Origin of the sequence: Dentiradicibacter hellwigii (genome assembly GCF_041770905.1) — a bacterium.
In the GTDB taxonomy this organism is placed as follows: domain Bacteria; phylum Pseudomonadota; class Gammaproteobacteria; order Burkholderiales; family Rhodocyclaceae; genus Propionivibrio; species Propionivibrio hellwigii.
Map to the genome: position 1 here is coordinate 1 of NZ_JBEUWX010000002.1, position 15640 is coordinate 15640.

Below are 15640 nucleotides of genomic sequence, written 5' to 3' on the forward strand. Positions count from 1 at the left end.
AAGCGCAAAAGGCGCGCCTCACCGTGACGTTTAAGCATCTGGGCAAAAAGGCGCGCAAGCAATATTTTGACGAGCGTCTGGGCAAGGAGGATGACGCCGAGATTTTGTCCGGCATCATCGTCGGCTGGGAGGGGGCGGACACCCGTACTCGCGCGAGGCGCTCGAGTCGCTGCTCGATAACTACGAGCTGGCCGCCACCGAGATCATGCGCGCCTACGGCGCGGCACTGATGGGGCGCGCGGATAAAAAAATCTCATCGCCGCCGCGCGATGGGCAGAGCTAGGTCAGGACACCGAGGGATTTAAGGCTCTTGGGTTTACCGACGAGGATCTGGACATTGAGATCGAGCTATGGCCCGAAAACGCCCTGCCGATGCAGGTGTTTATGGCGATGCAGACGCAATGGCGCATTGGTATGGGCGGCGCAACGGGGCTCGATTACTCGGCGCTGCCGGTCGTTGAGGATCGTCTTAAACGTCCCCAAAAAACGCGGCGCGCCGAGTGTTTTAAGGGTGCAAATTATCGAGCGCGAGGTGCTGCGCGTCTGGGGCGAGGCGGCCAAAGCGCGGCAAAACGGATAACGGGCAATATACGGGCAATTACGGGGATAATTAATGAGCGAGTTAAAGGTCGGCGTTAAGGTCGGGTACGACGGCAAGGAGTTATCAAGCGGTATTGATAACTCCCGCCGCAAGCTCTCCCTCGCGCAGAGCCAAGCCGCAGCAAAAACGAGATGTCGGCCAAGGCCATGTCCGCCGCGCTGCGCGGCGTGCCGGCGCAGTTTTACCGAGATTGTCGTCGCGCTCCAGTCAGGCCAGCGCCCAATTTACCGTCCTGCTGCAACAGGGCGGCCAGTTAAAGGACATGTTCGGCGGCGCGGTGCCTGCCGCCAAGGCGCTTGGCGGCTACATCCTCGGCCTTATTAATCCCCTCACTATCACGCTGACTGTTGCCACCGCCCTGGGCGCGGCCTGGTACAAGGGGAGCCAGGAGGCCGACGAGTTTGCCCGCGCCTTGATCCTCACCGGCAACGCCGCGGGACGACGGTTGAGCGCCTCTCACAGATGCGCGATGCCGTGGCCGCCGCCACCGGCGCAACAAAGGGCGCGGCGGCGGAAGCGATTACGGAGCTCGCCTCCACGGCAAGGTTGCCGAGAGCGCCATGCAGGGCGCAGCCGAGGCGGCGGTGGCCATGTCACGTGCGCTCGGCATCTCGGTCTCTGATACGGTCAAGGAGTTTAACGAGCTGGGCAAGTCGCCAGCGCAGGCCATCCGCAAGCTCAACGAGCAATACAATTTTTTACACGCCTCACAGTTGCAGCAGATTGACGATCTGGAGGCGGTCGGCTTAAAGACCGAGGCGGCGCAAAAGGCGCAAGAGCTCTTTGGCGATGCGCTCAAATCAATGGCCTCGGAGGCACAGCAAAATCTCGGCTATGTTGAGCGCGCCTGGCTGGCTGTTAAAGATGCCGTCAAGTCGACAGCTGATGCTATCGCCAGCGTTGGCCCGCGAGGCGCCGCTCCCCGATCAGCTCGCTGCGATCAACAAGCAGATCGCTGAGCGCAAGGCTCTGGCCGAAAAAATGGGCGCGGCCGGCAAAGTCTATTACGACACATCCAAACTGGAGGCGGGAGGCGCGTGTCCTTGAGGCGCGCATAGAGGGGCTGCGCGCTGAGGGGGAGATCAGGGAAGGCCAATGAGTCGCGACGCAAGGCGGAGCTTAACTGGCTCAACCTTAAAAACAAGCACCTCAGCAAAAATATCGAGCTCGAGCAAAAGCGTCAGTCTATCGTTAATGCCGGGTAATGCGATGGGGTTTGATGTAACGGCCTCCGAGGTTGCCAACCTCGAGTTTAGCGCTGTCAAAAAGACACTGGGCATTACGACAAAAACCGACCGTAGAGCCTCGCTGGCGGCGGAAACCTGGGCAATCAACGAGACGACGGCCCGCGCGGCTCAAGGCGCTGGACGCCGAAAAGCCTCTCTGCTGCAGAGTATCGGACAACGTTGCGGCCAATCCGTCAGGAGGGCGACGAGGCGATTGACGAGATCAACAAGCGCCCTACCCATAAAGGGCATGCATTGACAACACCAAGGCGGCCCGTAAGCGCCCTGACCGCCAATCCATTGATCTTGCCAGCCAGCTTGCCAATGTGACGCTGCGGTGCGCAAGCTAGCGCACATCCGCGCCGCCGTCTCCGCTCGGCGAGATGAGCGAGCGCTCTGTCCATCATCGAGCAGGCCAAGGCGGCCCCGAGGACAAGCTCAACGCCGATATTTTGGCATGCCGCTACAAAAAGCTTGCGGCGCATCCGTGCAAGAGGCCGCGCGCCCTTAATGCACGCCTTAGCGGTGCCTCGATGCCGAGCGCCTGGCCGCCCAGCAAAAAGCTGGCCGACGACTCTGCACCGTTGCTTTGACCAAAAGGCGGAGAGCGGGAGCGCTTGACGCGCCAGGGGGTCTGAGGCAGCCAAACGCGCGGGGTGACATGCAGACCGCCTATACGCTGGAGTGGGAGGCTAAAAACCGTGTCGCCCTTAAAGCCGCGATCGCTTCGGGCAATGAGGAGCTAGCGCAGGCATTGGAGGACGGTTTTAAGTCGGGGCTTGCTCGCGTTAAATTTGACGACCTCAAACGTAAGTACGATGCCCTGTTTGCCGACATGACGCGGCGCATGGAGGAGGTGCGCGAGGAGGCGAGCCGCGACGGTGGTCTGCTCGCTGGGTTTGCAGCGGACGAGCGTGTTGCGCAAATCCGCGATGAGATGATCCCGCAACTGCAGGCATTGATCGACAAGATGCGTGAGGCGGGCGCGGAACCATTGCTCACCGAAAAAACCGTCTCCGAATCCACGCGCGCGATTAAAAAGATCATTAACGAGGGCGACAAAGCCTGGACCAAATTTACGGATGATATTGAGCGGGGACTGACCGACAGCCTGTATCGCAGTTTTGAGCAGGGCAAAAGCTTTGGGCAAACGTTTATCGAGTCGATCAAAAACCTGTTTAAAACGACCGTGCTCAAGCTGACAATCCAGAGCACCGTCCACGAGGGCTTGGGCATGCTGGGCCTCTCCAAATCCGGCGGCATGGGCAGCCTCAGCAACCTCCTATCGCTCGGCAAAACGGGTTACGACCTCTATAGCGGCAACAGCATGATCGGGCGCATTGCCGGGATGTTTGGCTGGGGCAAGTCACTGGGCAGTGGCATCACAGCCGCCGCCGGCATGGGCGGCGTCGGCGCCGGTCTCTCGTTTGCTGGCGCCGGTATTACTGGCACCATTGGTGGCGGCATTGGCGCCGGCGCGCTAGGTAGCGGCATCACCGGCGGGATTGGTGGCATTGGTGGCAGCATCGGCGGCGGTGCGCTCGGTAGCGGTATTAGCGGCAGCATCGGTAGCATTGGCGGCAGCGCTGGCGGCCTCTCCAGCCTCATGCCCAGCATGTCGACGCTCGGCTGGGTTGGCGCCGGGCTGGGCGCAGCGATGGCAATTTTTAAAAATTCAAAAAAAAACGCGGTGGCAAAAAATACGAGGGCGATGCCTACGCCCTGCTTGATGATGCCGGCGGGCTGACGGCGCGTCCCACACCGACGACGGGCGGACGCGACTGGCTCAACGGCAGCATGGCTAACGCCTCGCTGCAGGAGATGCTCGCGCCGATCGGCAAGAGCATCGCCGAGCTGATCCGGGGCTTAGGTGGCAGCGCCCGCGGGATTGGGCTTAACGTCGGGTTTATTACCGACCCCAAGGGCAAAGCGCAGGATCAGATCATCGCTGGGCTTTCCGGCGCCGACGGTCGCCAATACTACGGGCAAAACCGGCTCGCCGGGCACGGCTCTTATGAGACTGAGCTCAAGCTCGAGATGCAGCGCATGATGATTGCCGCCGTGCGCGCATCTGACGTTGCGCAGGTCTACAAGGACATCGCCAACTCGGTTGATTTGATGACTGCCAGTTCCGAGCAGCTCTCGGCGGTGCTCAATGAGTTATCGATTGTCTCGAGGCTGCGCCCGGCGCTCGAGCGCGTTAATCTCTCAGCCGATCTAGCGAGCAAGACACTGGTCGATGCCGCCGGCGGGCTGGATGCGCTCTCATCCAATTTGTCGAGTTATTACGAGGGATATTTTTCGGCGGCGGAAAAAACCGCCCGGCTAGGCAGTGACCTCAACAAACAGTTTGCTGCCCTAGGGCTCACCATGCCGCAGACACGGGCGCAGTTTAGGGCACTCGTTGAGAGCATCGGCAAGACGGGTGCGGCGGGCGGACAGACGCTCGCCCGGCTCCTTTCGCTCTCAACCGTATTTGGGCAGTGGGCCGATGCCGTCAATAGCGCGACTTCGTCGGTCGCCTCGTCGGTGTCCTCATCAATGCAGCAGCTCATCAACGACGCGCAGCGCCTGCAGATTGAGCTATTGCGTGCGCAAAACCGCAATGCCGAGGCTGACGCATTGCAGCGCAAGATCGACACGGCCGGCATGAGCGCCGATGAGGTCGCTCAGTATGATGCCAATGCCCGCCTACGCGCGCAGGTTGAGGCGGCGCAGCGCCTCATGCAGATGCAGGATGCGCAGGCCGACCGCATGCAGGCGCTGTTTGATGCGCAGCGCGCCCGCCAGCAGGAGGCGCTTAACGCGCAGGTGACCTCGGCCAAGCAGGTGGCGGACACGTTTACGCGCCTGGCGGAGTCGCTTAAAAAATACCGCGAGGGACTGCTCGCCTCGGATGTCTCACCGCTTGATGACGGCGTGCGTTACACAGAGGCGCGCCGTCGTTATCAGACAACGGTGGCCAAGGCCAAACTGGGGGACTCATCCGCTGTTGAGAGCCTGCAAGAGGTGGTCGGCACATTTTTACGCGCCTCCAAGACCGCCCATACCAGCGCGGCCGATTACCGCGCCGATTTTGCCGAGGCGCTGGCATCATTGGATCAGGTCGGCGCCGTGGCCGGGCGCAAGGGGAGCCTCGCCCAGGAGCAGATCAGGATCGCGCAGGCCCAGCTCGACGCGCTCAACGCGATCAAGTCAAATCTTGCTGGCTCACAGACCAAACTGCCCACCCTTGTTGCCGATCCAGGCCGCATGGCCGCTGACTGGGCAAGATGGTTTGAGCATACCCCGATTGGCCGGAGCACACAGCATCCGCATGGTACGGCTACCCGCATCTCGCAAAACAGGGGCGTCTACACCGATACGCACGGGCGTCAGTACATATTTAATCGCGAGGACAATCCCTACACCTTGGCCGACAAATCTGAGGAGTGGGCAGAGGCAATCAAGCGCGTTTATGGCATCTTTCGTGGTGTCGGCACGCCCCGGTTTGCTTCCGGTGGCGCGCACGTCGGCGGCTGGCGCATTGTTGGCGAGCAGGGTCCAGAGCTTGAGTACACCGCCCCCTCGCGCATCTACTCCAATGCGCAGAGCAAGGGGCTCCTTGATCTCTCCGAGCTGCTCTCCGCCATTAACGCCCTGCGCGCCGACCTGCGCACGGGGCAGGCGCAGAGCGCCCACAACACCGGCAAAATCCTTACCCTGCTCGATCGCGTCAGCCGCGGGGGTAATGCCGTCCTTACGGAGGCCGCCTGATGGACGTGATCCGCCCGGTAACGATTACCGCTGACAAGCTCGTCTCATCCAACGTCCCCGAGGATGACCATCCGCAGTGGGTGAGCGCCACCGTCTACGCCAAGGGGGGGCGCTGCATCAGGGATCACCGCATCTGGCAGAGCGCGCAGGACTCTAATGCCGGGCACGATCCGACTGCGCCTGGCTCGGAGAGCTGGTGGTCGGAGGTCGGCGCGACCAACCGGTTTGCCATGTTTGATGCGCGCGTCGGCACACAGACGCGCGCGCAGAACGAGATCAGATGCACATTGCGCCCAGGGCGCATCAATACACTGGCGCTCCTCAATGTCAGCGCCGCCTCGGTCGAGGTCATCATGCGCTCAGGTAGTGAGATCGTCTATCAGCGCACGGCCTCAATGGTCGATTGTGAGGGCGGCACCTCATGGTACGACTATTTTTACGAGCCGATCCGCGAGCGTCAGGACGTGGTGTTTGACGATCTGCCGGTGATGGGCAGCGCAACGCTCGATGTTGTCATCTCACGCCCGGGCGGCGATGTTGCCTGCGGTCTCCTTTCGGCGGGCCTGTCCGCCCCCCTTGGGCGCGTGCTGCGCGAGGCAAAGATCAGTATCACCGACTACAGCAAGGTCTCGGACGATGGCTTTGGCGGCCTGCGCTTAACGCGCGGCGAGTGGGCCAAGCGCGCCGAGGTGCGCATGATCATCCCCTCGCGTGAGGTTGATCGCATCCAGACGCTTGTTGCCGAGCTGCGCGCCACCCCGGTTGTCTGGGTCGGCGCAAAAAATTTGTACCAATCGCTCGTCATCTACGGCAAGTACGATGATTTTGCGATCGACATTGCTTACAAGACCATCTCCTACTGCACTCTGACCATACGAGGACTCATATGACCCTACCGATCAGACCCTTACCCACCCCGCCGACCCGGCGTGATCCGACAAGTTTTTACGACCGCGCGGATAATTTTGTCGCGGCGCTGCCGGCGATGACCGAGGACGTCAACGAGGCGATTACTGCTGTCAATACAGCGGTAGGCAAGGCCAGTGGATCGGCCGAGGCGGCCGCCAAATCGGCGCAGCAGGCCGAGGCGGGCATCAAGACACTGCTTGAGCGCATGCCCGACAGCGAGGCGATCCTCAAGGCGCTAACTAATAACAAGACGGTGCTGCCGCCGACCCTTGTCAGCGCGACGGCCTGTAACGCCATCGCGCACGGGCATTACGTCCTGACCGCTGATGCGGCAACAACTGTGACCGGCCCGGCGCAGGCCGCTACGGGCGATGTGCTCTGGATCAGCGCCGCCAACATGCGCTCGGATAACGTGTTTAACGGCGGTGGACACAAGGTTATGAGGCTTGACGAGGCGATGCAGCTTGATATGGGTGGCATCACGTATCGGTTTGTCTATCTAGATGCAACGAGAGGATGGTGGATCGCATGAGCAGATTAAGCCAATTTGTCCAGGGCGGCGCCGGCGTGCCGGTCGGCTGCCAGATACTAAGTTATGACGTGCCGAGCGATGATTACCTGCGCTGCGGCGATCTCGTGCCCTATAGCAGCGAGTATGAGGAGAGCGTTAGGCGCGCGCCGTATCTGCGCGTCTATGGCAACGACACAACGAGCGTTAATGCAGGGGTCGGCAATCGTGCCGTAACCTACCACAAGGTCGGCACAATGTTTGTTGCGGTTGTTGCGGGCGACAGGAGCTATTACAGCACCGACCTGCGCCAATGGACAGCGCATCCGGGCGCGCAGAGCGTCCCGGCCGACCTGCGCCGGGCGGGAGTCAATGCCGTTATGGACAAGATCGCCGTACCGATGGGATCGGGGATCGGCGTGATCGGCCCGGGGGGCGGCGCGCTCAACATGGTCACGATTACCGGCGGCGGTATGCCCTATCGGGCAATCACCGCCTCGCCGGTGTATTGGGTCGCGGCGGCATCGCTCCGCGGCAATGCTGGAGAGCTCGTCTATTGCGGGAGCGCTGATCCATCGCAGACCTGGGAGCGTGGCAGCAACACCTCTGTCGGCATGGAGCGGTGCAACGCCATCGCCTACGGCAACGCCGGGTTTGTGTTTGGCGGCGCCTCCAACTCGGCTGGCGCAGGCAAGATCGCCTACAGCTCCGCCCCGCACTCAGCCGTATGGGACATTACTCGCCGTATCCCCTGGGCGGCAGCAAATGCCCAGGTGCTCGATGTGGTGAGCACGTTTAGCCACTATCTGCTCCTCACCAGTCAAGGTGTCTATCGCTCTGCCAACCTCACCCAGTTTGACCGTATCGTTACGCCGTTTAGTCTCGTCGATCCGGGCGCGGTGCGCCTCACTGCCGATAATACCGGGACGATTGTGGCCACCGTCAATACCGGGCGCGAGCATTTTGTGACGTTGAGCGCTGACCACGGTGAGACCTGGGGCACGCTCCAGGTCTATACCGGCCGCACCGGCGTAAGTGCTACGGCAGGCGTTGGCACGATCACGCGCGCGGGCAATCGCTGGATTGCCAATTTTTCCGGGACGGTCGGCGGCCTCGTCGATCTGGGGACAACGCTTGGCGGCACGCCGGATTTTGTGGGGGCACAGTCCTCGCCCGGTCCAGGTTGGTGTGTGCGCGTTAAGTAGGGGCGACAGATAAGACGGGCGAGATGCGCCGGCGTAGCGAGCGCCGACGCATCCCCCGAACATGCAGATGCACCTGCAAGCCCGGCAAGGCCCGCCACCGTGCACACGGCGCGCCAAGCCTATCAGTTTTTAACGGACCAAAAAAGGCTTGCAAATGAGACAAAAATTATCCGCGCCTCGGCGCAATGGCATTACGCATCCTATCCTTAATTATTTAGGCGGCAAATGGCGCATCGCGCCGTGGGTCGTCGAGCATCTGCCGGCGCACCACTGTTACGTCGAGCTGTTCGGCGGCGCGGCCTCGGTGCTGCTCAGTAAGCCGCCCGCGCCGGTTGAGGTCGTCAACGACATCAGCGACGAGATCGATATCCTCTATCGGGTGTTGCGCAACCCGGTCAGGATGCGCCGTCTGCTGCGCCTGCTGCAGCGCACGCCCTACGGTGTCAGCGCTTACCGGGCCGCGTTTGCAACATCCGGCCGGGATATGGTCGAGACGGCGCGCCGCCTTATCGTGCGCAGCAGCATGGGGTTCCATCCGCGTGCCATCGGGCGATCAACTGCAACGTTTCGCACCGGCAGGACGCGTAGCCCGGCGGCGACATGGCGCAACTACCGACGAGGCCTACCGGCTGTTACGCGCCGGTTGCGGCACGTCATCATCGAGCATCGGCCAGCGCTCGGTCTCGTCAGTCTCTACGACAGCCCGCAGACGTTGTTTTACGCTGACCCACCCTACCTGCCCGAGACACGCACCAGCGAGGCTCGTTACCCGCATGAGATGACGGTTGCTGACCACGAGGCGCTGCTCAAGCGCCTGTGCGCCATCGGCGGGATGGCGCTTGTCAGTGGCTATCCGTCGGAGCTCTACAACGACCTGCTCGCAGGCTGGATGCGCGTGACAAGGCGCGCCCGCGTATTTGGCACGGCGGGCGATCTTACCCGGCAGGAGATGCTCTGGATCTCACCCCGGGCAGCTGATGCGTTGCAACAAAAAAATTAAAAATTTTTGCAAAAACCGCTTGACAAATAATTATGTGTGTATATAATTATGGTCATGGATAGCACATCGTTATCCACCGACGCCTCCGGTAGCAGGCAGGAGAGACAAAAATGAGCAACATCACCCTCAAAACCCCCGCAGACGGCTATGCTGCAATCATCCAAATCTTGGCCGCTTATGACAAAAATAATAATACGCGCCCAGTCACATCCTACAGTGATATAGATTTTGACAATATCGACCTGTCCGTAGCTGATGAGGCTACGCTCAAAGAGCACGATAATTTTTTGGACAATCTTTCAAACGCCAACGACTTTACAGCCACAGTTGCCCGTGCGCTGCTGCGCATTGGTGCAGCTGTTAATGACGCAGATGTGACGGGAGCGATAAGCCATTTTGAGTACCGCCTCACGGAGGGCGATACCCCGTGGGGGGCCTACGAGGCGGCGCTTAAATTGTATGGCTGTACATGGTTTGCCGACCCGCGCATCATGCTCCTATCGGCCGGAGACGCTGGTATGTACTGGGCGGTTGAGCAGGTTTTTAGCTAATAGTCAATGCCCCGCCAGATTGGCGGGGCTGGGAGAAAGTAAATGAGTGATGCGCATACGCGTCCGACCAAGCGCCGCGTTGGCCGCCCGACCATCATCGGCGGTCGGCGCGTCAACGTTTATCTGGACGACGAGAGTCTAGATGTTGCCCTAGCGCTGGGCGACGGCAACATCAGCGCCGGGATCAGGGTAGCGCTGACGCAAAAAATCCAAAAAATTTTGCAAAAACCTGTTGACAAATAATTTTGTGTGTATATAATTACGGTCATGGATAGCACGTTGTTATCCGCCGACGCCTCCGGTAGCAGGCAGGAGATTACAAATGAGCAATATCAAACTGACAGGCAGCCAAAAACAGATTGCGTGGGCACAAGACCTGCGCGAAAAAGCTGCGGCGAACATTGCAGTAATCACGGCAGAAATCGATAAATACCTCCAGCGCGAATACGACGACGAGCCGGAAATGATGGAGGAAATCCGTCAGGCCGTGCGCGAATATTTGCAGGCATTCATGGACGAGGCGAGAGCTAGCGAGTGGATTGACCGCAAAAGCAGCTACTTGTGCTTTAGCCAGGGTGGGCATGGAATTGTTGCTGGAACCCCGTTGGCAGAAAATGCCGGACTGAATATTCTCAACCAGGCGCGCCACGCATACCGCAAATAGGAGATAAAAATGAGAAACGAGTACTGTATCGAGCAAAAAACCCAGTATCAGTGGGAGGACATTCCGGAGGGGGATTTTGCGAGCCTTGATGAGGCGCTGTCAGGGATGCGCGAGCTGGAGACCAATTTGGGTTGGCGCAACCTGCGCGTCAAATGCCCTGACGGGGAGATTGTTTATGGTCAATCATCCTAGGGTCAAGCGCCCTGTCGGCCGTCCATCCAACATGGACAAGTTCACAATTGACCGCAACGGCCCGTGGCGGCTCTATAACTCTCAGCCTCTCCCCCGTAACTGGGAGGTGTTGGGTACAGTAACCCGGGGCAAATATGACACGGGTGCCCTGGCCAGGACGCCCATTGGCGTATACGTCCAGATCAATGCCGGCGCCGTGCGGTCATTAGATGCCGCTGCGGTCGAGGCTGCGCTGGCGCATGAGTAACTACATCAACCACGTCACACTGACGACCGGCCATTGCCGCCGGTCGCCGCGTGATGAGGTGAGCGACGAGACGTTGGCGCTCTTACATCCGTGGATGACGGCGGCGATCGAGAGCGGTAATCCGATGCCGTTACCCGTGCCCGCGCTCGCGCATTACAGTGCGCATGTGCTCCGTGATCGAGGTGTGATGGTTACGGTCTACGGCCCGTTGGGGCCTCACATCGCAGGGCAACCCTATCGCGGTGAGCGCCTCGCGCCGCTCGTGACGCTGGGGATTGCCCAGCGCTCGCGTGAGGCCGCGCCGCTATGGCGGATGATGGTTGATATGTTTGGCGCGGCGGAGGCGGTCAAAATGCCGTCTGTGCCCTGGTGCGCCGTCGCGCTGCATCCGACGCTGCCGATGTTTCTGGATGCAGTAGGCTGGCTGGGTGATTTTGAGCGCTGCGTTGCCTGGGCATGGATAACGCGCAACCCGGCGCTGGCGTCTGTGCCGCCGGGCGATGAGGCCAAATAACCGGGCAAAACAATGGCACGCTGACCTTTCGGTCAAGCGCGCCCCCTATTGTTGATACCTGGCTTTGCTCTTCTGGCAAAACCTCAAACCGGCCGCCCAACGCCTTTGACGAGTCCAGGCCGTATTGCTCGTCGGCGACCGCATTGCCTACCGCTGGCAGGTTGCGGATTAATGTCTAGACAGCTCACCCCTCCGGATGGGGCTTCTTTGCGTCGGTACCTGTGGTATCAACAGGCGCTCCTCCGTCCCTAGACCGACATCGGACAGCGCAGGGCTTGCTCATGAGAGCGGGCGGATATGCCGCCAACCCCTTTATGCTGCGACCGTGTTGATATTGTACATAGAGAGCAGTCTAGATTACAGTAATTTTTTGAGTAATTCGGGTCAGTTAATCGTGGTGTTGTTTTTGCGCAAAACGGGTGTTTTTTAGAAGCATCTTTAGCGTTATTTAACGCGGCATGTTTTTTTGTCCAAAAATTCCACCGGCATCAAAATTTTTTGGATAAAAAACCCGCAGCCGTGGACAAAACGCGCGCTAACCTACACGTGTTGCAAGGACAGCAGGGGGATTTTGCCTATATCGTCGATGCGGCGGATAAAACGGTGTCTGTCCGCCGGCTGAAAATCGGCGTCAGGACGAACGAAACGGTTTCGGTCGATGAAGGACTGACGGCGGGAGAGACGGTTGTCGTCGAAGGCGTCGACAGGCTGCGCGACGGCGCGAAAATCACGCTGATTGCTGCGCATGCGGCTTCTGGCGCCGACCGACCAAGCGAATCCGCGGCCACACCGGCAACGCACGCAACCCGGAAAAAGGGCCGGCCTTCCGCAGATGCCCCCGAGAGCGCCAAGAATGCCACACAAAACACATCGGGGAATCCCCCGAAAAATGCCGCGGAAAACGCCCCGGCCACGGCGGCGGGAAATTCCCCTGACAGCGTGCCGAAGCGTACGTCCGGTGCGGCGGCTGTGCCGGGAAGGCCGGATCGGCCCGGTGGTCTGGAGCGCGCCCGCTCAGGCGGCAGCGCCGCCGGCAGTCGTGAATGACGGGGGCGGGCGTGCAGAAAATCCGGGTGAATCCACAGGGAATCACGGGGAATGAGAGGATAAAGCGGCGATGAATCCCTCGCGCCAGTTCATCCTGCGGCCGGTGGCGACATCGCTGTTGATGTTTGCCATTTTGCTTGCCGGTTTGCTGGCTTATCGTTTTTTGCCGGTGTCCGCCCTGCCGGAAGTCGACTATCCGACGATTCAGGTGACGACGTTGTATCCGGGCGCCAGCCCCGATGTGACGACTTCGTCGATTACCGCGCCGCTTGAACGCCAGTTCGGCCAGATGCCCGGCCTCAAGCAGATGGCGTCGACGAGTTCCAGTGGCGCCTCGGTCATCACCCTGCAATTCACGCTCGATGTTAGCCTTGACGTGGCCGAACAGCAGGTGCAGGCGGCGATCAACACAGCCAATCCCTTTCTGCCGACGGACCTGCCAATGCCGCCGATCTACAGCAAGGTCAATCCGGCCGATACGCCAATCATGACGCTGGCGATTACCTCGGACGTCCTGCCTTTGCCGAAGGTCGCGGATTTCGTCGATACGCGGCTGGCGCAGAAACTGTCCCAGCTACCAGGCATCGGCCTCGTCAGCACGGCCGGCGGCCAGCGCCCTGCCGTGCGCATCCAGGCCAATCCCAAGGCGCTGGCGGCGAAGAAGCTCAATCTCGACGATCTGCGCACGGCCATCGCCAACGCCAACGTCAACTCGGCCAAGGGCAGTTTCGACGGGCCGGCGCGCGCTTCGACGCTCGATGCCAACGACCAGTTGCGCTCGGCGGCCGAATACCGGCAGCTGGTGATCGCCTGGCGCGACGGCGCACCAATCCGGCTGGCCGATGTCGCCGATGTCGCCGACGGGGCAGAAAACAATCGCCTGGCGGCATGGGCGGCCGTGAAAGGCGTGCAGAAACCGGCGATCATCCTCAACATCCAGCGCCAGCCGGGCGCCAACGTCATCGAAACCGTCGACCGCATCAAGCGCCTGTTGCCGCAATTACAGGCGACGTTGCCGTCTTCGCTCGACGTGCACATCCTGACTGACCGGACGACGACGATCCGCGCTTCGATCGACGACGTGCGCTTTGAACTGATGCTGGCGATCGCGCTCGTCGTAATGGTCATCTTCGTTTTTCTACGCAACGCGCCGGCGACGATCATCCCCAGCGTCGCGGTGCCGCTGTCACTGGTCGGTACCTTTGGCGTCATGTACCTGGCCGGTTTTTCGGTCAATAATCTGACGCTGATGTCGCTGACGATCGCCACCGGTTTCGTCGTCGACGACGCGATCGTCATGATCGAGAATATCGCCCGCTATGTCGAGCGGGGCGAGCCGCCGATGCAGGCGGCGCTCAAGGGCAGTGAGCAGATTGGCTTTACCATTATCTCGCTGACCCTCTCGCTCATTGCCGTGCTGATTCCGCTGCTCTTCATGAGCGAAGTCATCGGCCGGCTGTTTCGTGAGTTTGCCGTCACGCTGGCCGTGGCGATCCTGATTTCGGCCATTGTTTCGCTGACGTTGACGCCGATGATGTGCGCGCGCCTGCTGCGTGATGCGCCGGAAGCCGAGAAAAATGGGCTGTTTCGTAGAATCGGGGCGTTTTTCGACGCCGTCATCGCCCGTTACGACCGTATGCTGATTTGGGCGCTTGACCGCCAGGGATTGGTGTTGCTCACAGCTTTTGTCACGCTGGCCTTGACCGTGTTGCTCTATGCCCTCATTCCCAAGGGTTTCTTCCCGGTGCAGGATACGGGCGTCATCCAGGGCATCAGCGAAGCGCCGCAGTCGATTTCGTTTTCCGCCATGGCCGCGCGGCAACAGGCGGTGGTCGATACGCTGATCGGCGATCCGGCGATTGAGAGCATTTCTTCGTTCATCGGCGTCGATGGCGCCAATGCCACGCTCAACAACGGCCGCCTGCTCATCAATTTGAAGCCGAAAGGCGAGCGTGACGGCGATGTGAGCGCAATCATCCGCCGCCTGCAGGCACACCTGGAAAAGACCGCGGAACATGCCCAGGCGGGTATATCCCTGTTTATGCAGCCGGTCCAGGATCTGACCATCGAAAACCGCGTCAGCCGCACGCAGTACCAGTTTAGTCTCGAGGATGCTGACGCCGAAGAGTTGGCGGCATGGACGCCGAAATTATTAGCGCGCTTGCGCCAACTGCCCGAATTGGCCGATGTCGCCAGCGACTTGCAGGCACAAGGCTTGCAGGCGTACATCGACATCGACCGGGCAAGCGCCAGCCGGCTCGGCATCAGCGTCGCCGCCATCGACAGCGCGCTATACAGCGCCTTCGGGCAGCGGCTGGTGTCCACGATTTTTACGCAATCGAGCCTCTATCGCGTTGTGCTCGAGGTTAAGCCTGAATTCAAGTTAAATCCAGCGTCTCTCAACGAAATCTATCTGATCTCGACGGCGGGTGGCTCTCCCGTTTCCGTGCCGCTTTCAGCTATCGCCAGTATTTCGGAGCGCAAGATGCCGCTGGCGATCAGCCGCGTCGGCCAGTTTCCGGCAGCGACGATTTCCTTCAATCTCGCGCCCGGTGTCTCGCTGGGTGAGGCGGTTCAGGCGATTCAGACAGCGGAACGCGAACTTGGCCTGCCCGCCAGTGTTCAGACCAGCTTCCAAGGCGCGGCGCTCGCCTTCCAGTCCTCACTCGACCATTCATTGCTGCTCATTCTGGCTGCCGTTGTCGTCATGTACATCGTGCTCGGCGTGCTCTATGAAAGCTACATCCATCCGGTGACGATCCTGTCGACATTGCCTTCCGCCGGCGTTGGCGCGCTGCTGGCGCTGATGCTTTCCGGCACCGACATCGATATCGTCGCCATCATCGGCATCATTCTGCTGATCGGCATCGTCAAGAAGAATGCCATCATGATGATCGACTTTGCGCTGGAGGCGGAGCGCATGCATGGCAAGTCGCCGCGCGAGGCCATTCACGAGGCGTGCCTACTGCGTTTCCGCCCAATTTTGATGACGACGCTGGCCGCTTTGTTTGGCGCCTTGCCGCTGATGCTCGGCAACGGCGTCGGGTCCGAGCTGCGCCAGCCGCTGGGTTTGACGATGGTGGGCGGTTTGTTGCTCAGTCAGGTGCTGACGTTGTTTACGACGCCGGTGATCTATCTGGCCTTCGATCGGCTGGCGCGCGGCCTTGGGCGGCGGCTGCACAGCCGCTTCGGGCCGGATGAAATGTAGAACGGCGGCCAG

At 60.5% G+C, this 15640-nt stretch carries 17 protein-coding genes and 1 pseudogene; all 18 read left to right on the top strand.

Annotation, left to right across the window (positions count from 1 at the left end):
- Nucleotides 1-230, top strand: a 230-nt coding sequence (locus ABCS64_RS02235; protein WP_418890304.1) for a hypothetical protein, incomplete at its 5' end; no start/stop codon positions are given.
- A 100-nt stretch (nucleotides 231-330) separates the two neighbouring features.
- On the top strand, nucleotides 331-639 hold the full coding sequence (locus tag ABCS64_RS02240) for a DUF1799 domain-containing protein (protein ID WP_418891857.1): 309 nt from the start codon (nucleotides 331-333) through the stop codon (nucleotides 637-639).
- A 152-nt stretch (nucleotides 640-791) separates the two neighbouring features.
- On the top strand, nucleotides 792-1223 hold the full coding sequence (locus tag ABCS64_RS02245; RefSeq protein WP_418890305.1) for a phage tail length tape measure family protein: 432 nt from the start codon (nucleotides 792-794) through the stop codon (nucleotides 1221-1223).
- Nucleotides 1153-1560, top strand: a pseudogene (locus tag ABCS64_RS02250) (phage tail length tape measure family protein); the annotation flags it as partial. The gene ABCS64_RS02245 and the pseudogene ABCS64_RS02250, both read left to right, overlap by 71 nt.
- 928 nt (nucleotides 1561-2488) lie before the next feature.
- Nucleotides 2489-3574: a hypothetical protein gene (locus ABCS64_RS02255; protein WP_418890306.1), complete on the top strand. Its 1086-nt coding sequence runs from the start codon at nucleotides 2489-2491 to the stop codon at nucleotides 3572-3574.
- Between the two features lie 50 nt (nucleotides 3575-3624).
- Nucleotides 3625-5583, top strand: coding sequence for a coiled-coil domain-containing protein (locus tag ABCS64_RS02260; RefSeq protein WP_418890307.1), 1959 nt, complete (start codon nucleotides 3625-3627; stop codon nucleotides 5581-5583).
- Nucleotides 5583-6473, top strand: coding sequence for a hypothetical protein (locus tag ABCS64_RS02265; protein WP_418890308.1), 891 nt, complete (start codon nucleotides 5583-5585; stop codon nucleotides 6471-6473). Before ABCS64_RS02260 ends, ABCS64_RS02265 begins: the two co-directional genes overlap by 1 nt.
- Entirely contained in the window at nucleotides 6470-7024 is a 555-nt protein-coding gene (locus ABCS64_RS02270; RefSeq protein WP_418890309.1) for a hypothetical protein, read from the top strand. Before ABCS64_RS02265 ends, ABCS64_RS02270 begins: the two co-directional genes overlap by 4 nt.
- Nucleotides 7021-8205: a hypothetical protein gene (locus ABCS64_RS02275; protein ID WP_418890310.1), complete on the top strand. Its 1185-nt coding sequence runs from the start codon at nucleotides 7021-7023 to the stop codon at nucleotides 8203-8205. The genes ABCS64_RS02270 and ABCS64_RS02275 overlap by 4 nt, the downstream gene beginning before the upstream one ends.
- 154 nt (nucleotides 8206-8359) lie before the next feature.
- Entirely contained in the window at nucleotides 8360-9205 is an 846-nt protein-coding gene (locus ABCS64_RS02280) for a DNA adenine methylase (protein WP_418890311.1), read from the top strand.
- Nucleotides 9206-9315: 110 nt separating this feature from the next.
- On the top strand, nucleotides 9316-9756 hold the full coding sequence (locus ABCS64_RS02285) for a hypothetical protein (RefSeq protein WP_418890312.1): 441 nt from the start codon (nucleotides 9316-9318) through the stop codon (nucleotides 9754-9756).
- 42 nt (nucleotides 9757-9798) lie between these two features.
- Nucleotides 9799-9999 carry a type II toxin-antitoxin system CcdA family antitoxin gene (locus ABCS64_RS02290; RefSeq protein ID WP_418890313.1) on the top strand — a complete coding sequence of 67 codons (201 nt, stop codon included), beginning with the start codon at nucleotides 9799-9801 and terminating at the stop codon, nucleotides 9997-9999.
- Nucleotides 10000-10078: 79 nt separating this feature from the next.
- The gene (locus tag ABCS64_RS02295) at nucleotides 10079-10420 is read left to right on the top strand and encodes a hypothetical protein (protein ID WP_418890314.1); all 342 of its coding nucleotides are present in this window, start codon (nucleotides 10079-10081) and stop codon (nucleotides 10418-10420) included.
- A 9-nt stretch (nucleotides 10421-10429) separates the two neighbouring features.
- Nucleotides 10430-10612 carry a hypothetical protein gene (locus ABCS64_RS02300; RefSeq protein WP_418890315.1) on the top strand — a complete coding sequence of 61 codons (183 nt, stop codon included), beginning with the start codon at nucleotides 10430-10432 and terminating at the stop codon, nucleotides 10610-10612.
- Complete coding sequence (locus ABCS64_RS02305) at nucleotides 10596-10859, top strand: hypothetical protein (protein WP_418890316.1); 264 nt, start codon at nucleotides 10596-10598, stop codon at nucleotides 10857-10859. The genes ABCS64_RS02300 and ABCS64_RS02305 overlap by 17 nt, the downstream gene beginning before the upstream one ends.
- Complete coding sequence (locus tag ABCS64_RS02310) at nucleotides 10852-11373, top strand: hypothetical protein (protein ID WP_418890317.1); 522 nt, start codon at nucleotides 10852-10854, stop codon at nucleotides 11371-11373. The genes ABCS64_RS02305 and ABCS64_RS02310 overlap by 8 nt, the downstream gene beginning before the upstream one ends.
- 519 nt (nucleotides 11374-11892) lie before the next feature.
- The gene (locus ABCS64_RS02315) at nucleotides 11893-12420 is read left to right on the top strand and encodes a permuted SH3 domain-containing protein (RefSeq protein ID WP_418890318.1); all 528 of its coding nucleotides are present in this window, start codon (nucleotides 11893-11895) and stop codon (nucleotides 12418-12420) included.
- Nucleotides 12421-12490: 70 nt separating this feature from the next.
- The gene (locus ABCS64_RS02320; RefSeq protein ID WP_418890319.1) at nucleotides 12491-15628 is read left to right on the top strand and encodes an MdtB/MuxB family multidrug efflux RND transporter permease subunit; all 3138 of its coding nucleotides are present in this window, start codon (nucleotides 12491-12493) and stop codon (nucleotides 15626-15628) included.
- Nucleotides 15629-15640: the final 12 nt, after the last annotated feature.